This is a genomic window from Neptunomonas phycophila (assembly GCF_001922575.1).
Classification (GTDB): Bacteria; Pseudomonadota; Gammaproteobacteria; order Pseudomonadales; family Balneatricaceae; genus Neptunomonas; species Neptunomonas phycophila.
Genome location: NZ_MRCI01000002.1, coordinates 306,630 through 328,759, shown reverse-complemented (window position 1 = coordinate 328,759; position 22,130 = coordinate 306,630). Strand labels below are relative to the sequence as shown.

The 22,130-nt window shown below is 46.4% G+C and carries 24 protein-coding genes; 1 reads left to right on the top strand and 23 read right to left on the bottom strand.

Annotated features, from left to right (window positions below; all coding sequences use genetic code 11):
- Positions 1–6: 6 nt before the first annotated feature.
- The 11 genes from rlmN to BS617_RS15390 all read right to left on the bottom strand — a co-directional run bounded on the left by rlmN (position 7) and on the right by BS617_RS15390 (position 8,176).
- A complete protein-coding gene (gene rlmN / locus BS617_RS15440; RefSeq protein ID WP_075173868.1) occupies positions 7–1,140 on the bottom strand; it encodes a dual-specificity RNA methyltransferase RlmN in 1,134 nt (377 codons plus the stop codon).
- Between the two features lie 60 nt (positions 1,141–1,200).
- Positions 1,201–1,608, bottom strand: a complete 408-nt coding sequence (gene ndk, locus BS617_RS15435) for a nucleoside-diphosphate kinase (protein WP_075173867.1) — start codon at positions 1,606–1,608, stop codon at positions 1,201–1,203.
- A gap of 109 nt (positions 1,609–1,717) precedes the next feature.
- On the bottom strand, positions 1,718–1,915 hold the full coding sequence (gene iscX / locus BS617_RS15430) for a Fe-S cluster assembly protein IscX (RefSeq protein ID WP_075173866.1): 198 nt from the start codon (positions 1,913–1,915) through the stop codon (positions 1,718–1,720).
- 34 nt (positions 1,916–1,949) lie between these two features.
- A complete protein-coding gene (gene fdx, locus BS617_RS15425; protein ID WP_075173865.1) occupies positions 1,950–2,288 on the bottom strand; it encodes an ISC system 2Fe-2S type ferredoxin in 339 nt (112 codons plus the stop codon).
- Positions 2,289–4,169: a Fe-S protein assembly chaperone HscA gene (hscA, locus tag BS617_RS15420; protein ID WP_075173864.1), complete on the bottom strand. Its 1,881-nt coding sequence runs from the start codon at positions 4,167–4,169 to the stop codon at positions 2,289–2,291. It lies immediately after the preceding gene.
- A 13-nt stretch (positions 4,170–4,182) separates the two neighbouring features.
- Positions 4,183–4,719 (bottom strand): Fe-S protein assembly co-chaperone HscB, encoded by a 537-nt coding sequence (gene hscB, locus BS617_RS15415; protein WP_075173863.1) that lies wholly within the window; start codon positions 4,717–4,719, stop codon positions 4,183–4,185.
- Between the two features lie 19 nt (positions 4,720–4,738).
- Complete coding sequence (gene iscA, locus BS617_RS15410; RefSeq protein ID WP_075173862.1) at positions 4,739–5,062, bottom strand: iron-sulfur cluster assembly protein IscA; 324 nt, start codon at positions 5,060–5,062, stop codon at positions 4,739–4,741.
- Positions 5,063–5,115: 53 nt separating this feature from the next.
- Positions 5,116–5,499, bottom strand: coding sequence for a Fe-S cluster assembly scaffold IscU (gene iscU / locus BS617_RS15405; RefSeq protein ID WP_075173861.1), 384 nt, complete (start codon positions 5,497–5,499; stop codon positions 5,116–5,118).
- Positions 5,500–5,523: 24 nt separating this feature from the next.
- Positions 5,524–6,738, bottom strand: coding sequence for an IscS subfamily cysteine desulfurase (locus BS617_RS15400; protein WP_075173860.1), 1,215 nt, complete (start codon positions 6,736–6,738; stop codon positions 5,524–5,526).
- Positions 6,739–6,763: 25 nt separating this feature from the next.
- A complete protein-coding gene (iscR, locus tag BS617_RS15395; RefSeq protein ID WP_075173859.1) occupies positions 6,764–7,258 on the bottom strand; it encodes a Fe-S cluster assembly transcriptional regulator IscR in 495 nt (164 codons plus the stop codon).
- 165 nt (positions 7,259–7,423) lie between these two features.
- A complete protein-coding gene (locus BS617_RS15390; RefSeq protein WP_075173858.1) occupies positions 7,424–8,176 on the bottom strand; it encodes an RNA methyltransferase in 753 nt (250 codons plus the stop codon).
- Positions 8,177–8,291: 115 nt separating this feature from the next.
- Between BS617_RS15390 and BS617_RS15385 the strand changes: the two genes are divergently transcribed.
- Entirely contained in the window at positions 8,292–9,092 is an 801-nt protein-coding gene (locus BS617_RS15385; RefSeq protein ID WP_075173857.1) for an inositol monophosphatase family protein, read from the top strand.
- Between the two features lie 89 nt (positions 9,093–9,181).
- Here the strand turns inward: BS617_RS15385 and BS617_RS15380 are convergent, their stop codons facing one another.
- The 12 genes from BS617_RS15380 to BS617_RS15325 all read right to left on the bottom strand — a co-directional run bounded on the left by BS617_RS15380 (position 9,182) and on the right by BS617_RS15325 (position 22,104).
- Positions 9,182–10,477, bottom strand: a complete 1,296-nt coding sequence (locus tag BS617_RS15380; RefSeq protein WP_075173856.1) for an adenylosuccinate synthase — start codon at positions 10,475–10,477, stop codon at positions 9,182–9,184.
- Positions 10,478–10,514: 37 nt separating this feature from the next.
- Positions 10,515–11,690, bottom strand: a complete 1,176-nt coding sequence (locus BS617_RS15375) for an ATP phosphoribosyltransferase regulatory subunit (protein ID WP_075173855.1) — start codon at positions 11,688–11,690, stop codon at positions 10,515–10,517.
- Between the two features lie 21 nt (positions 11,691–11,711).
- The gene (locus tag BS617_RS15370) at positions 11,712–11,912 is read right to left on the bottom strand and encodes a DUF2065 domain-containing protein (protein WP_306460960.1); all 201 of its coding nucleotides are present in this window, start codon (positions 11,910–11,912) and stop codon (positions 11,712–11,714) included.
- A gap of 106 nt (positions 11,913–12,018) precedes the next feature.
- On the bottom strand, positions 12,019–12,894 hold the full coding sequence (hflC, locus tag BS617_RS15365) for a protease modulator HflC (RefSeq protein WP_075173854.1): 876 nt from the start codon (positions 12,892–12,894) through the stop codon (positions 12,019–12,021).
- Entirely contained in the window at positions 12,894–14,099 is a 1,206-nt protein-coding gene (gene hflK / locus BS617_RS15360; protein ID WP_075173853.1) for an FtsH protease activity modulator HflK, read from the bottom strand. Before hflK ends, hflC begins: the two co-directional genes overlap by 1 nt.
- A 101-nt stretch (positions 14,100–14,200) precedes the next feature.
- Positions 14,201–15,499, bottom strand: coding sequence for a ribosome rescue GTPase HflX (hflX, locus tag BS617_RS15355; protein ID WP_075173852.1), 1,299 nt, complete (start codon positions 15,497–15,499; stop codon positions 14,201–14,203).
- 12 nt (positions 15,500–15,511) lie between these two features.
- Positions 15,512–15,751, bottom strand: a complete 240-nt coding sequence (gene hfq / locus BS617_RS15350) for an RNA chaperone Hfq (protein WP_075173851.1) — start codon at positions 15,749–15,751, stop codon at positions 15,512–15,514.
- A gap of 112 nt (positions 15,752–15,863) precedes the next feature.
- Entirely contained in the window at positions 15,864–16,802 is a 939-nt protein-coding gene (miaA, locus tag BS617_RS15345) for a tRNA (adenosine(37)-N6)-dimethylallyltransferase MiaA (protein WP_075173850.1), read from the bottom strand.
- Between the two features lies 1 nt (position 16,803).
- Positions 16,804–18,663 carry a DNA mismatch repair endonuclease MutL gene (gene mutL / locus BS617_RS15340; protein WP_075173849.1) on the bottom strand — a complete coding sequence of 620 codons (1,860 nt, stop codon included), beginning with the start codon at positions 18,661–18,663 and terminating at the stop codon, positions 16,804–16,806.
- A 43-nt stretch (positions 18,664–18,706) separates the two neighbouring features.
- A complete protein-coding gene (locus BS617_RS15335; RefSeq protein WP_075173848.1) occupies positions 18,707–20,065 on the bottom strand; it encodes an N-acetylmuramoyl-L-alanine amidase in 1,359 nt (452 codons plus the stop codon).
- A 21-nt stretch (positions 20,066–20,086) separates the two neighbouring features.
- Positions 20,087–20,563: a tRNA (adenosine(37)-N6)-threonylcarbamoyltransferase complex ATPase subunit type 1 TsaE gene (tsaE, locus tag BS617_RS15330; protein WP_075173847.1), complete on the bottom strand. Its 477-nt coding sequence runs from the start codon at positions 20,561–20,563 to the stop codon at positions 20,087–20,089.
- Between the two features lie 38 nt (positions 20,564–20,601).
- Positions 20,602–22,104, bottom strand: coding sequence for a bifunctional ADP-dependent NAD(P)H-hydrate dehydratase/NAD(P)H-hydrate epimerase (locus tag BS617_RS15325; protein WP_075173846.1), 1,503 nt, complete (start codon positions 22,102–22,104; stop codon positions 20,602–20,604).
- Positions 22,105–22,130: the final 26 nt, after the last annotated feature.

The window sequence follows — 22,130 nt, the reverse complement described above, 5'->3', positions numbered from 1 at the left end:
CTTTTGTTACAAGGACTTAACAACTTCAGCCGTACTCTCTTGTACCACAGGTATATATTTTTGACTACGACGTGTTTTGTCTTCCACTTGGCCTACTAGCTGGCCACAAGCTGCATCAATCTCATCCCCACGAGTTCTTCGAACGGTCGTCAAAACACCGGCCTTTAGCATAATATCTTTAAATGCCTTAATGGCAGCCTCGGATGGTCGCTCATACCCAGAATTAGGAAATGGGTTAAACGGGATCAAATTCAACTTACACGGCAGTGTTTTGAGTAGCTTGCCTAGCTCTTTAGCATGCACAACTTGATCGTTGATGCCCGACATCAAGGTATACTCAATGGTAATCACACGACGATCATTTAAATCTTCAAGATAACGGTGACAAGCTGCGAACAATTCTTTAATTGGGTAACGCTTGTTAATTGGTACTAATACATCACGCAGTTCGTCATTAGGTGCATGCAATGAAATCGCTAAGGAGACATCTGTGACCTCACGCAGCTTATCAATAGCAGGAACGACACCTGCAGTACTTAGCGTTACTCGACGTTTCGATAAGCCATACGCATTATCTTCCATCATCAAAATAATAGCTTTGACGACGTTATCAAAATTCATTAACGGCTCGCCCATCCCCATCAAAACAACATTGGTCACACGGCGAGGCCCAGCAGGGTCCATTGGACCAAATGATTTAATGGCGATACGTAATTGACCGATAATCTCAGCCGCTGACAAATTGCGATTAAAACCCTGTTTACCCGTAGAGCAAAAGCTACAGTCTAATGAGCAACCCGCTTGAGATGAAATACACAGCGTTGCTCGATCCCCTTCAGGAATCAAAACAGTTTCAACACAAGAGCCACCATCGATACGGATAACCCATTTACGAGTGCCGTCTTTAGATATATCTTGAGTTACCACCTCGGGCTCTCGCACCTCAGCGACTTTACTCAACTTATCGCGCAGAACTTTGCTGATGTTAGTCATCTCATCAAAGCTATCCGCTCCATGTTGATGCATCCACTTTAAAACCTGAGTGGCGCGGAAACGCTTCTCACCCTGTTCAGCAAAAAAAGCATCCAGCTGCTCAGGAGACATCCCTAAAAGATTGGTTTTTGTGGTGTTATCAGTCATGGTCATATCCAAATTAATTACGGTGTGCAGAGAGCCTAAACTCCCTGCACAACCAAAAGATTACTTACCGAAGAAGTAAGCGATCTCGCGTGCAGCCGATTCAGCAGAGTCTGAGCCGTGTACCGCATTCGCATCGATTGATTCAGCAAAGTCACGGCGAATAGTGCCTTCAGCTGCTTCTTTAGGGTTAGTAGCACCCATTAAATCACGGTTGGTTGCTATAGCATTTTCACCTTCTAACGCTTGAACCACAACAGGGCCAGACGTCATGAAAGCAACAAGGTCCGCAAAGAAAGGACGCTCGCTATGCTCAGCGTAAAAACCTTCTGCATCGGCTTTGCTAAGTTGCTTCATTTGCATCTCAACAACTTTAAGACCCGCTTTTTCAAAACGAGTAACGATTTCACCGATTACATTTTTTGCAACAGCGTCCGGCTTGATAATAGACAGTGTACGTTCGATAGCCATGTGATTATATCCTCTAAAGGGCAATTTCGAAAAACGCGCAATTATACGCGAAGGCAGTGACAGGTCACAACACGCATGAATGAAACAGCCCGGCGAACCGGGCTATTATTTAATCTATTTCATCGATCCATGCCATCTGAATCGCTTCGAGCACTTTTTCACCACATCGATCGGGGTCATCATCAAACTCCGAGAGATCCATTACTTTTTGAAAAAGATCCGGAAAGCTCAATGTTAACGGGTCTACTTGTGGATAAGTTTCTGACAATTCTATAGCCAATTCATTCACATCTACCCACTTAAGCATAAATCCCCCTATCGCCACATGGCGCAAAGTGTCTTTAATGGCGCTCAGATACTTGGTTTATAGTGTAACGAGGTATCTCTACAACAAGATCCTTGTCAGCCACTACTGCTTGACAACTCAAACGAGATTCAGGTTCAAGACCCCATGCTTTATCAAGCATGTCATCTTCTAATTCGTCAGACTCTTCTAACGACTCAAACCCTTCGCGAACGATGACATGACACGTTGTACAGGCGCACGACTTTTCACAGGCATGCTCTATATCAATACCATTCGCCAACGCCGCGTCACACACTGTCACACCTGACTCTGCTTCAATTACCTGCCCTTCTGGGCAAAGGTCTTCATGAGGCAGAAAAATAATTTGCGGCACTTAAGAACCCTCCTCGATCTCTTCGATAGTATGCCCTTGAAGAGCACGCTGTATACTTGCGTCCATACGACGCGAAGCAAATTCATCACTTGCCTTTGCTAACTGCTCTACAGCCAACTCAAGCGTCCGCGCATCTTGCGATTGATCGCGGATTAGTTGTAACTGTTCAATACCTGCAATCAAAGCGCTTACTTCATCTGCAGATAAAAGACGCTCACCATCATCAATCATAGCTTGACGAAGCGATAATAGAAGCCTGTCTGCATCCACCTGCTGCTCACGCAAAGCACGTCGGTCTTTATCACTATCAGCTTCAGTATATGAAGCCTTCAACATAGATGTAATTTGCTCATCATCAAGGCCATATGACGGCTTCACCTGAATACTGCTTTGCGTACCTGTGGATAACTCCTTGGCGGAGACATTCAGCAAGCCATCTGCATCTACCTGGAAGGTAACACGGATCTTAGCCGCCCCAGCTGCCATAGGAGGAATACCCTGTAATACAAATCTAGCCAGCGAACGGCAATCCTCAACCAACTCACGCTCGCCTTGCAGTATATGAATGGCCATCGCTGTTTGACCATCTTGATAAGTGGTAAATTCTTGCGCCATAGCAACTGGAATAGCAGTGTTACGGTGGATTACCTTTTCAACCAAGCCACCCATAGTCTCCAACCCAAGGGACAGTGGAATCACATCCAGTAGCAACATATCTGATTCCGGCTTATTGCCTGCCAATACATCAGCTTGAAGTGCCGCACCAATAGCAACCACACGGTCAGGATCAATATCTACATGAGGGGCTCGACCAAACAGTGCTTCTACTTCCTCTCTTACAATTGGCACGCGTGTAGAACCGCCAACCATAACAACATCTTGTATCTCACTAAGACCCAAACCGGCATCTTTGACGACACGTTTACATGAACGGATAGTCCGTTTCACTAAAGGATTGACGAGCTCATTGAACTGATTTTTGGTGATAGAGATGCTCATCACATCCGAACCCAGCTGTATGCTAGCTGTCGCCACATCAGACTCAGACAACGCTTCTTTTACAGCTCGCGACTGGTCCATTAACTGTCGAGAAAGCTCTGCAGAGATAGTTCCCGTAATCCCAGCCTCCACCATCAACCACTCAGCAACGGCTCTATCAAAATCATCACCACCTAGGGCGCTATCTCCCCCAGTTGCCAACACTTCAAAAACACCTTTATTCAGGTGCAATACGGACACATCAAAAGTCCCACCACCCAAGTCATATACTAATATGGTGGCTTCATCTTTTTGATCTAGACCATACGCTACCGCTGCAGCTGTAGGCTCACTCAAAAGCCGCAGCACTTTAATATTCGCCAGCGTAGCGGCATCTTTCGTTGCTTGACGCTGCGCGTCATCAAAGTAAGCTGGTACGGTAATAACCGCCCCTACCAACTCGCCTTGCAATGAATCTTGAGCACGCTGCACTAACTCAGACAAAATATCAGCGGAGACTTCTACTGGGCTTTTCGCTCCAGCTACAGTTTTAATGAAGGGCATTCCGCCGTTATCAGCTTCAAACTGGTACGGAAGTACATTACCTAATGAAGCAACGTCGTCGATACCACGACCCATTAAACGCTTAACGGAGACAACTGTATTATAGGGATCTTTACTGGCTTGTTCCCGAGCATCAAAACCAACGACCACAGCGTCTTTTTCGTAACGAACAACGGAAGGCAATAAATGACGCCCTTCAAGATCAGGCAATGTCACAGCCTCACCACTGCGAACAGTAGCTACTAGAGAGTTTGTTGTACCTAAATCAATACCTACCGCTAAGCGATGCTGATGTGGTACTGAGCTTTGACCGGGTTCTGCTATCTGCAGTAATGCCATAAACCTAAAACACCTATAAATCGAGTTCGTTTTCTGCCTGCTCTATTTCTTTTTGTAGCTTTACCGCAAATTGCATCTTACGAATGACTACTTCAGCCTCGGCCAACGCAGAGTCAGACTCGCTAACTATGCATGCAGAAAATTGCTTCTCCAATAGAGCCAATTGTGACTCTACCGAGTCAGCCATTGTTTCAAGTTGATCTTCTGCATCAGCTGCCACTTTTGCTTGCTCTAATGATTCACGCAACTCCATTTGCTCAAACAAGAACACAGGATCGAGTTTTACTGATGATTCATTAGTAGTATCAACACCTCGCTTCTTCAGCAGGTATTGCGCGCGCAACAGTGGGGATTTTAAAGTTGAATAGGCTTCGTTTAGATATGCTGTATATTGAACAGACATACGCTGTTCTCTCTCGGATAGATGAGCATGCCGGTCAGGGTGAAGCTGCTTTTGCAGCTCCCTAAAACGTCTCGTCAACTCTCGCACATCTAGATCGTATGCGGCAGGCAACCCTAAGAAAGCAAAATAATCTTGTTGTATATCCATGCTACCTGGTTGCCAACACTTAGACGTTAAAACTTTCGCCGCAACCGCATTCGCTGCGAACATTTGGGTTATTAAACTTAAACCCTTCGTTCAATCCTTCTTTGACAAAGTCAAGCTCAGTGCCGTCAAGGTACGCCAAGCTTTTAGGGTCGACCACTACGTTTACGCCACCCATTTCAAATACTTCATCATCGGATTCTTGCTGATCCACAAACTCCAACACATACGCCATACCGGAGCAGCCTGAAGTTCGCACACCCACACGAATACCAAACCCAGAACCTCTTTTTTCAATAAAGCGAGAGATATGCTGAGCCGCAGCGGGGGTCATTGATATTGCCATAGTTACTTCCTATGCCTCTTCACGAAGCTGTTTAGTCAGAAACTAAAGCAGGCTTATTTAGCCTGCTTGTTCTTATAATCGTCAATTGCTGCTTTGATTGCATCTTCAGCAAGAACAGAGCAGTGAATTTTCACAGGTGGTAGCGCTAACTCTTCAGCAATCTGAGTATTCTTAAGCTCAGCCGCTTGATCTAGAGTCATACCCTTAACCCACTCTGTTATTAGTGAGCTGGACGCAATTGCAGAACCGCATCCATAGGTTTTAAATTTAGCGTCTTCTATAACACCTTGATCACTCACTTTAATTTGCAAACGCATGACATCGCCACACGCAGGAGCGCCCACCATACCAGTACCAACACTGGCATCATCATCGCTCATTTTACCGACGTTACGCGGATTTTCGTAATGATCTATAACTTGATTACTGTAAGCCATTGTCTCTCTCCAATCAGTGCTGGTTTAGTGATGAACCCACTCAACCTTGCTCAGATCCACACCGTCTTTAAACATATCCCACAGTGGTGAAAGCTCACGCAATTTTTCCACTGCACCTTTAATTTGATTGACTGCATAGTCAATATCTTCGTTTGTAGTAAAACGGCCAAATGAGAAGCGGATAGAACTGTGCGCCAACTCATCACTCAAGCCCAGTGCCCGTAAAACATAAGAAGGCTCTAGACTAGCCGATGTACATGCAGAGCCTGAAGAAACCGCCAAGTCCTTAAGGGACATCAGCAAAGACTCACCTTCTACAAAGGCAAAGCTAACATTCAGGTTAGCTGGCACACGCTGTTCTAAAGAACCATTAATGTGCACCTCTTCAACATCTTTCAAGCCGTCCAACATACGTTCGCGCAAGGCTAAAACGTGAGCGGTATCTGCTTCTAACTCTTCTTTAGCTAAGCGGAAGGCCTCTCCCATCCCAACTATCTGATGTGTTGGCAAAGTACCCGAACGCATACCGCGCTCATGACCACCGCCGTGCATTTGCGCTTCTAGGCGAATACGTGGCTTACGGCGCACGTACAAGGCGCCAATGCCTTTAGGGCCATATGCTTTATGCGCACTGAAAGACATTAGGTCTACTTTCATTTTTTCCATATCGATAACCACTTTACCCGCACTCTGGGCAGCATCTACATGGAAAACAATTCCTTTACTACGCGTGATTTCACCAATAGCAGCGATATCTGTAATCGTGCCAATTTCGTTATTCACATGCATCAATGAAACAACAGTTGTGTCTTCACGAACCGCATTTTCGACCATTTCAGGTGTGATTAAACCATCAGAACCTGGGTCAAGATATGTTACTTCGAAGCCTTCACGCTCCAGCTGACGACAAGTATCTAAAACCGCTTTATGCTCGATTTTAGAAGTGACGATATGCTTACCTTTCTTTTGGTAAAAATGAGCCGCCCCTTTGATTGCAAGGTTATCTGATTCTGTAGCACCAGAAGTCCAAACAATTTCACGAGGATCTGCGTTAATCAAATCAGCAACTTGGCGACGCGCCGTTTCTACCGCTTCTTCTGCTTTCCATCCAAATAAGTGAGAACGTGAAGCAGGGTTACCAAAGTTGCCATCCAATGTTAGACAAGCCACCATCTTTTCCGCTACGCGCGGATCAACAGGCGTTGTAGCAGAATAATCAAAATAGATGGGTAATTTCATTGTAAAAACTCCGGTTCGTCACTAACTACACGGCTGCTTTATCAAGCAGGAGGTCGTTTGATGATAAAAATATTTGGCTATCTTGGCGGCGATCTTGACGATCCGCGACTTGGCGCACATCTTTACGAGCAACCAGATCAGCCAGCGATATATTATTCAAAAAAGAGTGGATCTGTTCACTAAGATCACACCATAAATTATGCGTTAGGCACGTTTCGCCACCCTGACAATCACTTTGACGACTGCAGCCAGTAGCATCAACCGATTCATTAACCGCATCAATTACTTGGGCAACGCTAATAACATCTTGACCGTGGTTTAGCTGATAACCACCGCCTGGACCACGTACACTTTTTACCAAGTTGCTTCTACGAAGCTTGGCAAACAGCTGTTCAAGATACGATAAAGAAATGCCTTGCCTTTCAGAGATATCCGCCAGACTAATAGGCCCTTTTCCTTCATGCAGAGCCAAATCAAGCATGGCCGTTACTGCATATCGCCCTTTTGTCGTCAGTCTCATAACACTTCCGCCATTTGTTTATTCAATGACGATATTATCCTTAAACCGACAAAAACAGTCAAGTATTTATCCTACTAATTTAGTCGGGTTTAAAGACGCGCTGGCGCAATCTTAACATTGTCTTGGCAAAATATCTTGCCACCCCACGAAGAAGCGCTGTTTATGTTATCGGCGACGCTTTTTTTCGATGTGAGTTAGCATTCCACGCAGGACGTTAATTTCAATTTTATCTAGAAGCGCACGCTGGAATAAACGACGCAACCTAGGCATCAACTGACGTGGTTTCTCAGGGTCTAAGAAGTCAACATCAATTAACACACGTTCAAGATGTTCATAAAACAACTCTAATTCTTTGTGCTCTGCCAGGTCCGCATCCCATTCCGTGCCCCACTGAGGCGCCTGCTGCATAGCTGTTTGATTTGCCAAATAAGCCATGCGACATTCATACGCTAGCACTTGAACCGCCGCTGCTATATTTAACGAGCTGAAGGACTCTACAGAGGGAATATGAACGTGAATATGACACAACTGTAACTCTTCATTAGTTAAGCCGCGATCCTCACGTCCAAAAACCAAAGCCACATGCGAACTAGCGCTACCCGACTGAGCCTTTGCTATAACACCAGCCATTTCATGTGGGTCCATGATAGGCCAAGGAATATGTCGCCCACGCGCACTTGTACCAACCACCAAATGCGCATCAGCGACCGCCTCCTCAAGCGTGCTCACAATGGCAGCCCCTTCCAGCAAATCAGTTGCGCCAGACGCTCTTGCATCTGCATCAGGTGAAGGAAAAGCCTTTGGCTCAACTAGCGTTAAAGATGATAAGCCCATATTTTTCATGGCACGTGCTACACCACCAATATTGCCTGGATGGGTGGTATTTACCAAAACGACACGAATATTATCTAAATTCATAACAATCTCACCGAAAAAACGCTCAATAGTTTAACAGATTGTGTATTAGGTATTCTTTAGCTTGGTTAGCTTTTGTATAATCTCTTTTTTGTTCTAACAGCAGGCTCACTATCTAATGCAACCCATGCTAAACATTGCCCTACGTGCCGCTCGCCTTGCAGGCGAACAGATTGCGCGTGCCGCCGAGCGTCTTGACCTGATCAAATCAGAGCACGACAGCGTCACCGACTTTCTTAACGAAACTGCAACCAAGGCAGAGCAGACTATTGCTTACACGCTTCAAAAAGCATACCCGGCACATGAAGTTAACGCCGAATTCTCAGGGACATATGCACCAGCAGAGGGTACTGCGGAAGTGATCTGGCATGTTAACCCTATCGACAGCATCAACAACTTTATGTGCGGCCTACCGGACTTTGCTATTTGCTTAGCCGCCACCCACAAAGGCCGTGTTGAACATGCCGTCATTCTTAACCCCATGACCGGTGAAGAGTTCACCGCTAGTCGCGGCCATGGCGCCCAACTCAACGGCAAGCGTATGCGCGTAACCAATCGACGCGAACTACCACAGGCCGTTATTGCCACTAGCTTTCTGAACAGTAAAAAAGAAAAAAGCTATACCGGCACCTTTACTAACATCCAGCAAAGCATACTCAACGCCAATGGTATTTTTCTAAACACAGGCTCCACCGCTTTGAACTTAGCTAATACAGCTGCTGGTCGTCTTGATGGCTTTGTGCAAATAGGCTTAAGCCCTGTCGTTCTTGAAGCTGGCTCTTTGCTAATCCAAGAAGCTGGCGGCTTACTCGGTGATTTAAAAGGAGGCAACTCTTTCCGCCAACATGGCGACACCGTATCAGCTAACCCTAAAATGTTTAAATCTCTCTTAAAAGCACTGCACGGCATCGCTGATTAAAATCAGCTCCCGCCAACCAAGCAATACGCTTAAGGGAACTTAAACAAAAAAACCGGCAAAAGCCGGTTTTTTTTATGCATTTACACTACTTACACCGTAAATGGGTCACGCAATACGATAGTCTCGTTGCGATCAGGGCCTGTTGATACAATATCAATAGGCGTCTCAGTCAGCTCTTCTAAACGCTTAATATAAGCAAGCGCCTCTTTAGGCAGGTCATCAATCGACTTAGCGCCCACCGTAGAACCACTCCAACCTGGGATTTCTTCATACACAGGCTGAACAGCTTCGTAGTCTTCGCTACCTGTCAACGTTTCTACCGGATTACCTTGAGCATCAAGATAACCTGTACAGATATTAATCGTCTCCAAGCCATCGAGCACATCCAGCTTAGTCAAACAAATACCCGAAACCGAGTTAATCTGCACAGCATGCTTTAAAGCGACTGCATCAAACCAACCACAACGGCGCGCACGCCCTGTGGTAGAGCCAAATTCATGGCCTCTCTCAGCTAAACGATCACCAATTTCACAGTCAAGCTCTGTCGGGAAAGGACCTCCACCCACACGCGTTGTGTAAGCTTTAGTAATACCTAGGATGTAATCCAAGTAAAGCGGACCAAAACCAGAACCTGTTGATGTACCACCCGCCGTTGTATTTGATGACGTAACAAACGGATAAGTACCATGATCGATATCTAGCAATGAACCTTGAGCACCCTCAAACATAATGCTCTCGCCATTTTTGCGCATTTTATGCAAAATAGCGGTCACATCAGCGACTAGCGGGCGTAGTTGCTCACCCATTTCCAAAGCTTCTGCGAGCACTTGCTCAACATCCACTTCTTCAACTTTGTAATAGTTTTTCAATGTAAAGTTGTGATACGCCACAACTTCACGAAGCTTCTCTTCAAAACGCTTCGCATCCATCAAATCAGCTAAACGTAATCCACGACGCGCCACTTTATCTTCATAAGCTGGGCCGATACCACGACCTGTCGTGCCAATTTTAGCGTTACCACGAGCCAGCTCACGAGCTTGGTCAAGAGCAACATGGTAAGGAAGAATTAATGGGCAAGCACCGCTAAGCTTTAATCGCTCACGAACCGGCACACCCGCTTCTTCCAGTCCACGCATCTCTTTGATGAGCGCTTCTGGTGATAACACCACACCATTACCAATCAGACAAAGCACGTTTTCACGTAACACGCCTGATGGAATCAAGTGAAGGACTGTTTTTTTGCCGTCAATCACCAAAGTATGGCCCGCATTATGGCCACCTTGGAAACGAACAACCGCTGATACTTGCTCAGTTAACAAATCGACAATTTTACCCTTGCCTTCATCGCCCCACTGAGTACCTAAAACAACTACGTTCTTGCCCATTGTTGTCTCTAAATTAATTGCGTTAATCGTAGTAGGGTTACCGAGTCTGTACGACCCAACTTCCCGCTTTTTGAACCAATTCTTTTTGAACAGATGACGCTAACTTATCACCCGGCAACTGCTGCACGACACGATAACCTTGCTCACGCAGCAATTTTATTGCACTTAGCAAGTCTGCCTCATCCCCAGAGGGAGCAACCACTATGTCACCGACCCGATGAGAGCCAGCACTAAGCGAAGCCAAAGTTTTCAAGTCCGCACTAAAACCGGTAGCCGGTCTAGCCCGCCCAAAATCACGACCTATTGCGTCATAACGCCCACCCTTTGCTACGGCCTGCCCAAAAGCAGGCGTAAGCGCCGAAAAGACAACACCCGTGTGGTAGTGATAACCACGCAACTCACCCAAATCAAAGTACAGATCTATAGATGGGAAACGTTTAAGAATCATTTGAGAAAGCGCATCGAGATAATCGACCGCTTCAAGAATAGCAGGGTTGGCATGAGCAAAAAGAGCTCTAGCTCGCTCCAGCACTTCGTAGCCACCATTAAGTCGGGGCAACGCAGCAAGCTTATCTTTTAAGTCTTGCTCAGCCTCAAGTTCTGCCAAAAAGAGATCAAGCTCTGGCAACGCTTTACGCTGTAGGAGCTCCATATAGCGGTCCGTAACACTAGCATCTAAACCCGCATCAACTATCAGGCCGCGAAAAATACCTATATGTTCTAAATCTAAACTTAGGCCATCTTTCAAACCCGATGCATACAATGTTTCGATCATCAGAGAGATCACTTCTAAATCACTCTCGATTCCAGCATGACCGTAAAGCTCAGCACCTATTTGCAGCGGGTTTCGGGAAGCTAGCATGTTCGCTTGATGCGTGTGTAAGACAGAGCCGCAATAACAAAGGCGGTTAGCGCCATGTACATGCATTCTGTGCGCATCAATACGCGCTACTTGAGGAGTGATATCTGCTCTTATACCTAGCGTTTGACCTGTTAACTGATCAACCAACTTAAAGGTATTTAAATCTAAATCTTTACCAACGCCTGTTAGCAGGGACTCTAAATGCTCCATCAGGGGCGGCATAACTAATTCATAGCCCCAAGCATCATACATATCCAACAAACTGCGACGCAGCGCTTCAACCTGGCGCGCATCTGATGGCAGCATTTCTTTTACACCATCAGGAAGTAACCAGCGATCAGCCAATGCCATTTAACAACTCCAAAACTGACTTCAGTGAATCAGATATAAACCAGAAACTCCGGCTAGCATGCTTAATAACCCAATGATACGTAGCATACGATCATCGATAGTTGCCAACTGCTCCACCATACGACGCCAACGCCCAGGATGTAAAAAAGGAATAATTCCTTCCAATACAAAAACTAAACACAAAGCGATTGCTAATTCGTACCAAAAATTGGCGGACATCATAACCACACTTTACACAAAAAAACCGGGTCTCAGCCCGGTTTTGTAGATTTTAACACGGTTTGGTTGCCAAAGTGCAGTACATAACCACAAATTGGCAACAATCCGATTAATTAGTCACTTTAGAACCTTTTAGGTACCTAAAGAACTCAGAATCCGGCTCCAAAACCATGATATCGCCCTTACCATTAAAGGACTCTGTATATGCTTTCAAGCTTCGTGTAAAAGAGTAGAACTCAGGGTCTTTACCGAAAGCGTCCGCGTATACAGCAGCTGCAATGGCATCACCTTCACCGCGCAGCTCCTCAGATTCACGATAAGCTTGAGCTTCAATGACCGTTTTCTGACGATCAGCATCAGCACGGATACCTTCTGCAAGCTCAAAACCACGAGATCGCAATTCTCGCGCCTCTCTCTCACGCTCGGTTCTCATACGCTCGTAAACAGATTGAGATACTTCTTGAGGTAACTCAACTCGCTTAACGCGAACGTCGATGATGCTAACACCCAGTTCTTTTTGAGCAACCTGACTCAGGTTGTTGATCACTTCTTTCATCACTTCATCGCGCTCACCAGACACAACCTCATTCAAAGTACGAGAAGCGAACTGGTTACGCAATTCATTCTCTACTTTAGAAGATAATAAGTCTGCTGCACGAATTTCATCACCCGAAGTTGCACTGTAATACGTTAAGTTATCAACAATTTTCCACTTAACAAATGCATCAACGCTTAAACGTTTTTTCTCGATGGTTAAGAAATCACGAGGGCGACCATCCATTGTCATCACACGTGCATCAAATTTACGCACTGCGTTAACAAATGGAATTTTGAAGCGCAAACCAGGCTTAACATCTGTATCGACGATTTCACCAAATTGCAGCTTAATCGCGCGCTCTGTTTCTTTAACGATATATACCGAGTTAGAGACCACTATAATGATAACTAACGCTAGAATAATCGATATTAAGGACTTACCGCTCATTATCGACCCTCCCTACGAACCGTTGCCTGACGCTGACGCAACTCTTCAATTACTTGACTAGTCACGTTTTTGACTGACTGATCATCCAGACGCGTTGTGCGCGGTGATGTAGTCGTCGTTGATTGACGATCAGAGCTATTCTGCATCAACTTATCCATAGGCAAGTACATCACGTTATTGCCACCTTCTACGTCCATCAAGACTTTAGCGTTATTGGAAAGTACACTTTCCATCGCATCAAGATACAAACGTTCGCGAGTAACAACAGGAGCTTTTTGATATTCAGTTAGTAACGCATCAAAACGCTTAGTCTCACCTTCAGCTCGTGCAACTACTTGCTCGCGATAAGCATTCGCCTCTTCGAGAATACGTTGCGCACGGCCTCGTGCTTCAGGAACAATACCGTTGGCATAAGACTGAGCTTCGTTTTTCGCGCGCTGCTCATCCTCTCGCGCCTTGATCACATCATCAAAGGCATCTTGAACTTGTGACGGAGCTTGCGCATCTTTGATGTTTACCTTGTTAACGGATAAGCCCGTTTTGTATTCATCCAAGTAGCTCTGTAGCCGGGCTTGTACATCAATACCCAACAGCTCACGCCCTTCGGTTAAGATTGAGTGCATATCAGTTGAGCCAACAACTTGACGAAGTGCAGACTCAGCCGATTGAGCAAGACTACCATCTGGATCACGAACCTGAAGCATATACGCAACAGGGTCAGAAACCACATATTGAGTCACCATGCTTACGTCGACGATGTTTTCGTCTTCCGTTAGCATCAATGCTTTATGATCATGCTCACGAACACGGGTTGTGTTAATGATGCTAACCTGATCGATTAATGGTGGGTTCCAATGCAGACCAGGATTAACTGTTTCGTAGTACTTACCCAACCTAAGAACAACACCCCGTTCCTGCTGATCGACCGTGTAAGCACCCATAGCTGCCCAAACGCCTAAAGCAACTACCGCAGCAATTACCAATACAAAACCGCCGCCTCCGCTTGATGAAGATTTATCTCCACCACCAGAAGAGCCCTTTTTGTCCGACCCAAACAGACTGTTTAACTTATCTTGAAGTTTACGCAGCGCTTCATCTAGATCTGGTGGGCCTTGGTCATTATTACCACGATTCCCGTTGTTGCGATCTTTACCGCCCCAAGGATCCTGGTTGTTACCGTTACCGCCAGGCTCATTCCAAGCCATATCGTTCTCCGTTAAAACCAATTAAAAGTCTTTAAATTATTATATCGGCTACTCTTTGGCAGCCGCACCAATCACTTTTTCCCACACATTACTGTATGGGCTTAGTAGATCTCATGTATGCGATATTGCTCTGTTGGCAAGCCTAAGCGACTCAATATCTGTAACAAGTCTTTACGCTGCAGACGCACTTCTAGATGCATCGCACCTTGATCATCTACTGTTTCCTGCAAAACGGCACCTTGTGCGTATAGCTGTGCACGCAGTTGCCCTTCACGAGGTGATAGATTCATTGTCTCATGGAAAATATCATCCGTCAGTCGCTCATTAATCGCTTGCAGAAGAAGATCAATCCCCTCCCCGGATGCCGCAGACAACCACACCCGCGTTGGGACACCCTCGTCATTTCGATCAATACGAGGTTGCTGCCCTGGCATTTGGTCTATCTTGTTATAAACCTGCAACAAAGGCACCTCGTCAGCGCCGATTTCACGCAATACATTCTCTACTTCGGTTATGTGCCCCTGACGTTCCTCATCAAAGGCATCAATAACATGAAGCAATAAGGTAGCGTCAATCGTTTCCTGTAACGTAGCACGAAATGATTCAACTAACTTATGCGGCAAATGACGAATAAAACCAACAGTATCAGCCAATATAGCTGGCCCTACGTCTGCTAACTCTACCTTTCTCAAAGTTGGATCTAGCGTAGCAAACAATTGGTCCGCCGCGTAAACATCCGCGTCGGTAATACGATTAAATAACGTCGATTTCCCCGCATTGGTGTAACCCACCAACGATAGCGTAGGTACTTCGGCTCGCTGACGCGAACGACGGCCTTGTTCTCGCTGCTTACGTACTTTTTCTAATCGAGAATGAATAGTTTTTATACGTGCTCGCAATAAACGTCGGTCTGTTTCAAGCTGTGTTTCACCCGGGCCTCGTAAACCTATACCACCCTTTTGACGCTCAAGGTGAGTCCAACCTCGAACAAGCCGAGTAGACATGTACTCCAGCTGAGCTAATTCAACTTGTAATTTACCTTCATGAGTGCGAGCGCGTTGAGCAAAGATATCCAAAATCAATCCGGTGCGATCTAACACTCGACATTGTATTTCACGCTCAACATTTCGCGCCTGAGCAGGTGATAAAGAATGGTTAAAAATAACCACTTCAGCTTTATGCTCGGCAACTAACGTACGCAACTCATCTAATTTACCCGTACCAATAAAATATTTAGACACGGGACGATGACGAGTACCTATTAAAATATCAATAGGATCCGCACCAGCGGACAAAGCGAGCTCTTCTAGCTCGCGCGGAGATTCCTGGACAGACTCATCGTACATATCCATATGAACGAGTATGGCTCTTTCACCAGACTCCGGACGTTCAAAAAACAATCAGTGTATACCTCAGTCGGCGGGTTTCTCTTCTGGCTGTGGCAGCTTGACCGGACGGGCAGGTACGACAGTAGAGATAGCGTGTTTATAAACCATTTGGCTAACTGTATTTTTTAGCAAAATGACAAACTGATCAAATGATTCAATTTGGCCTTGCAGCTTAATACCATTGACCAAGAAAATAGATACCGGAACACGCTCCTTGCGCAGCACGTTTAGATAAGGGTCTTGTAGCGATTGCCCTTTTGACATTGGAAACTCCTTCCTGAATAAAATTATTCGTTATTATGTAAGCCCATTCTGACCAACAACGGTCTGAAAACAAGGCATTTATTGTGCACAGCACCAAAGATTAACAGAAGCATTATATAATGGCAGCATTGATCAATTTCAAGCTGTCATTAACAACATCCCCACTCTTGCTATCCAACCAGTGTAGATCATCCCAGCTTCGCAGCCAGGTTATTTGTCTTTTTGCTAGCTGCCGGGTAGCGACAACACCCTTAAAGATCAGTGTGTCGTAATCATAGTCGCCCGTTAAATAACTCCATGCCTGTCGATACCCTACACAACGGATTGACGGCATGTTTATATCTAAATCCCCACGATCATACAACGCTTGAACCTCATCAAGGAACCCTGCTTCAAGCATTAATTCAAACCGTTGTTCGATTCGCTGATGCAAAACCGATCGATCGCCCGGCATAACGGCTAAATTAGCAACCTGATAAGGTAGCGAATTAGTTGTTTGTTCGGCCCAGAGCGACGTCATTGTACGCCCTGTAATTTCATAGATCTCTAATGCTCGTTGAATACGTTGTGAATCGTTAGGCTTTAGCCTTTTTGCTGATTCCGGATCCACTTCAGCTAAGCGGGCATGCACTGCAGGCCAGCCTTCGGCAGCTCCCCAATCAGATAAACGCTGCCGAATAACAGGATCCGCTTCTGGCAAATTAGCCAAACCCTTGACCAATGCGTTGTAGTACATCATCGTACCGCCAACCAACAACGGGATTTTGCCCGCAGCGGTAATTTCAGTCATGGCAGCTAAGGCATCTCTACGGAAGTCGGCCGCTGAGTAGCTTTGTGATGGATCCAGTATATCGACCAATCGATGAGGATATCGTTCCAAGGTTTCTCGATCAGGCTTAGCAGTACCAATATCCATCCCTTTGTAAATTAAGGCTGAATCGACACTGATAATCTCACAAGGTAATTCTTCGGTTAAACGCAGTGCCAAGTCAGTTTTTCCGGCAGCGGTAGGCCCCATCAGAAAAATCGCGGGAGGTAATATAGACGGCATTTTATTGCCCCCGCATGAATAATTTATCAAGTTCAGACAAGCTCAGCTGCGTCCAAGTAGGACGTCCATGGTTGCACTGTCCACTGCGCTCTGTCGCTTCCATATCACGTAATAAGCCATTCATTTCGGGAATCGTTAATTGTCGATTTGCCCTAACCGCTCCATGACAAGCCATAGTGCCTAGCAATTCGTTAGTATGCTCTTCTATGCGCCGACTATTGCCATACATCAGCACGTCCGACAACACATCGCGTAATAACTGTTCAACATTAGCTTTTGCCAAAGTCACAGGCACCTGACGGATAACGAGAGACTCCTCGCTAACGCGCGCTAGCTCAAACCCTAACTGTTGAAATAGCGCCTCATTCTCCTCTGCTGCATCAGCCTCTCGGCTGCTAACAGCCATACTGACTGGCACCAATAGCGGCTGGCTACGAACGCCTTCTTGCTCATAAGCCAGTTTAAGACGCTCATAAACGATACGCTCATGGGCCGCATGCATATCAACGAGAATCAAGCCTTCCTGATTCTGAGATAAGATGTAAATCCCGTGTAACTGCGCAACAGCAAAGCCCAAAGGAGGCACTTGCTCATCGGCTTCAGCCGCCGGCATAACCTGACGCGAAGGCGTTACGCCTCCAGAAAAAGAGCGTGTACTGGTATCACCAACAAACGGCCGGGCTCCCTCGCTATGTAACTGACCATAGGCGGCTACTTGTTCTCGCACCGCACCAGCAGGGACAGATTCACGCGCTGGCTGGAGCGGCATGTTATGTTGCTGATGTTTCATTTCCTGCGGCTGCGTCGTGGGTTGCAGGGTTTGCGCTGCCGGAACACTGGTATTATCAGGTCGCACATCACCTATTACCCGATGAATGGAACGGAAAATAAAGTCATGAACCAAGCGGCTCTCGCGGAAACGCACTTCATGCTTGGTAGGATGTACATTTACATCCACCAGCGCAGGATCTAGATCTAAGTACAATACATAAGCAGGATGCCGGCCATGATAAAGCACATCAGCATAAGCTTGACGCACCGCATGCGTCACAATTTTATCGCGAATCATGCGCCCGTTTACAAAGAAATATTGAAGATCAGCTTGGCTACGAGAAAAAGTTGGCAAGCCAATCCAACCACTTAATCTCAGCCCTGAAGCCTCAGCATTGACATCAACACGTAGGGATTGCTCGATAAATGCAGGGCCGCAAACAGAAGCTACACGGCGCTCAGCTTCTACCTGAGAGTCAGCGGGGCGCAGCTGGTGGATCACTCGGCTATTGTGCTTAAGTGTAAACGCCACATCAAAACGGCTCAGTGCCAGACGCTTCACCACTTCTTCGAGATGCTTAAACTCTGTATTTTCTGTTTTTAAAAACTTACGGCGCGCTGGTGTATTAAAAAAGAGATCACGCATTTCAACCGTAGTGCCCTGCGGGTGTGCTGCGGGAGCTAGCTCTGCCGCCATATCACGCCCTTGGGTTTGTACTTGCCAGGCTTGATCGCTCCCCTCCCGTCGAGACGTAAGCGTTAACCGGGATACCGAGCTAATACTGGCTAGCGCTTCCCCCCGAAACCCCAAACTATTAACGGCTTCAAGGTCTTCTAACTCATATATTTTAGACGTTGCGTGACGGCTGAGCGCCAAAGACAGGTCATCTTTTTCGATACCGGCACCATCATCCCGTATGCGAATGAGCTTGATACCAGCCTGTTCCACATCGATCTCTAAACGCATAGCACCGGCATCAATACTATTTTCAAGTAATTCTTTAACAACCGATGCTGGCCGCTCTACCACCTCACCCGCCGCTATTTGGTTAGCCAGACGAGGAGACAACAACTGTATACGTGAAGACATGTAAACTCTTATCGTTAATGAGACCGTTTAGCCAAGGTTTTAGCTACGTAGAAGGAATCTGTAACACTTGGCCAATGCGTATCTTATCACCTTTAATCTCATTAGCCTTGCGCAAGGTATTTAAAGAAACGCCGTGCCGAGACGCAATAACCGATAAAGTGTCGCCGCTTTCTACTTTATATACCCGCTTACCTTGCGCATTTAACCCCTCACTTTTTTGATGAGCTATCAAAGTATAAGCAGGCGGTTTGTTCCAAAAATGAGTCCGTATTCCACTGTAAATGGCCTTAGCCATTTTTTTGCGGTACGCACTCGTTTTTAACAAACGTGCTTCTTCGGGGTTTGAAATAAAGCCAGTTTCTACCAATATAGAAGGAATATCAGGCGATTTAAGCACCATAAAACCCGCACTCTCAACATGGGGCTTATGCATTTTTGCAAAGGTATCAATATTGGCATGTATACGATTAGCAATTTGCTTACTGTCCGAACGGCTCGCATGCATCGACATATCTAACAGAACGCCAGCCAGCACCTCATCTTTATCTTCTAAGCTAACACCACCCACACCACCAATTAAGTCGGTGCTGTTCTCTTTGCTCGCCAACCAGCGGCCCATTTCACTGGTCGCTCCCCGGTTTGAAAGCACCCAAACTGAGGCACCTTTAGCACGTGCGTCTTTAAACGCATCGGCATGAATAGAAACAAACATATCAGCACTTTGGTTTCGTGCTTTTTTGGTACGTCCACGCAGGCTGATGTAATAATCGCCATCACGAATAAGCTCTGCCGAGAAGCCCGGCTCTTGATCAATTAAACGCTTCACTTCCCGAGCTATTTCAAGCACAACATCTTTTTCACGAACGCCACCTGCGCCAATTGCACCGGGGTCATCACCACCATGGCCTGCGTCAATTGCGATAACAATATCACGTAATTTTGCAGGAACAGCAGGCGCGGTTGCTTGCGCAACAGGAGTCTTGGACTGCACATCCGTGAACAAATCTAAAACTAGACGGTCTCCATATTGCTCATTAGGCTTGAGCTCAAAACTCCTCGGTTTAACGGCGCGATTCAAGTCCAAAACCACGCGTAAGTCGTCACCGTTTTCTCCAGTGCGTATTTTACTGATGGGGCTATTAGTTAACTCAAGAGCAGATAACGAGGCTTTCATTTGAGCGCCTGTAATATCTAAGACAAGACGCTCAGGATTAGATAAGGTAAAAATTTTATGTGTGACGCCCGCTGACAAATCAAAAACAAGACGCGTTTTTTCTGGCGAGAGCCACATACGCACCTGCTGAATATCAGCCGCCATACTCGTTTGTGCCAGCAATAAGCCACTAACTAAAAAAGCAGCCAGGGTAAAGCGAGGGATGAATGATCTCTTTAAAAGCGTCATATAAAACGTAATCTACCGTTACTATGTCAATGAAGAAAAAGTGTCATTTATTATATCGGCCGCTTTTTGACCTTTTGCAGTGAGGCTTACACATTGAATTGCGCGCCCTTCGCCGTGAGGTTCGATGTAAACCTCTAAATCCGGCGCAGGTAGTAAACCATCACCTCTGTCGGGCCATTCAACTAGGCACAGGTGTTGTTCGCTAAAGTAATCACGTATGCCAAGGTACTCTAGCTCCTCCGGATCCATCAGGCGATATAAATCAAAATGATGAACAATACCCGCAGGAAGCTCATATGTTTCAACGAGCGTATAGGTAGGACTTTTTACAGCCCCCTTATGCCCAGCCGAGCGAATTAAGCCGCGGCTCAGGGTTGTTTTCCCCATCCCTAAATTGCCTTGCAGAAAAATAACACCCGTATGCTCCATCGCTGATAGCAAACGCGCACCAAACTCCTCCATAGCTCCCTCATCTGGGATAAAATAAACCGGCAGCATCTTCACCTTACATATTGTTATTTAACGTATTACACCGTTTATCGATGATTAAGAATTAATTTAACATACGGAGGCAGATCCGTCGCCTTCAATCCTCGTTCTCCCGTTGCGGCCGCACAGCGATCAGCTGCCGCTGCGTGGGCATAAACGCCAATTCGAGCCGCATCAATAGTGCTTAGTTTTTGAGCCACTAGTGCGCCAATAACCCCAGACAATACATCACCCATTCCCCCTGATGCCATACCCGGGTTACCCGCAGCGCAAAGGTGCATTACATCGCCATCTGTTACTAGCGTACCAGCCCCTTTTAATACGACCGTCGCACCTGTTTGTTCATGTAAGCGTTGTGCCGAGCTTAAACGGTCTTGCTGAACCTGCGTAGTAGGCATAGAAAGCAGACGGCTTGCTTCCCCTGGGTGCGGTGTAATCACCCAATTAGCTCGGTCTACTTCATATAATTTACCCGTACGTTTTAATAGCGTAAGCCCATCTGCATCGACAACACAGGGTAATGATGAGTTCCACAGCGCTTGAAGCATTTGCTCAGCCCATGCGCCTAAACCTAACCCTGGCCCAAACACAACAACATCCACTTTATCTAACAAAGGAACCAACTCTTGGCCTGAGTTGATACCCTGCACCATGACTTCAGGGCAGCGCATCAGAGCGGCTGTCACATGCTCAGGACGGGTAGCAAGGGTTACTTTACCCGCTCCGGCATTTACCGCCGCTTCAGCAGCCATAATCGCAGCACCGCCCATACCATGATCGCCACCAATAACCAATAAATGACCAAAGTCGCCTTTATGCGCCGAGCGCTTACGGCGGGGTAAGCATGCCTCAATATCTTCGTCACTTAACCGGAAGGCACTAACGTTTACAGACTCGTAAACACTGTCAGGCAAACGCAAACTTTCAAACACCAACTCGCCTACGTAATCAACGGCCTCATGCATCAGCAACCCAAGCTTTAAGCCTATAAAGGTTACAGTAACAGACGCCCTCACAGCCTCGCCTAAAACCGACCCAGTGTCGGCAGATAACCCCGATGGAATATCCACGGCTAACACAGGCTTGTTCGATTTATTCACGCGTTTAATGGCAGCGATAAAACTAGGCTTCACGGTGCCGTTCAAGCCCGTTCCCAACATAGCATCGACTACAACCTCACCACGCAGAGGCTCATCAGCGTCAAAAGGCAAAAACTCTACCCCCTCAGCACAGGCCCATTGCCAAGCTTCAAATGCCTCACCCCGCAACTGTTGTGCAAACATCGCGTCACCTACGTATCGCGCCTGCACTGTCCAACCTCGCTGGACAGCCAACGTTGCCATCACAAACCCATCGCCTCCATTATTACCCGCACCACATAGTACCGTTATTGAACGAGCATGAGGCCAACGCTGCATCAACACTGAAAATGCAGACTTCGCCGCGCGCTTCATTAATGTGAAGCCAGGAATTCCCGCTTCATTAATCGCTGTTTTATCCAGTAAACGTGTTTGCTCAGCCGTGTATAATGGTACGGGTAATTCATTCATTGCAGGCGTATCCTATCGGTCTTCGA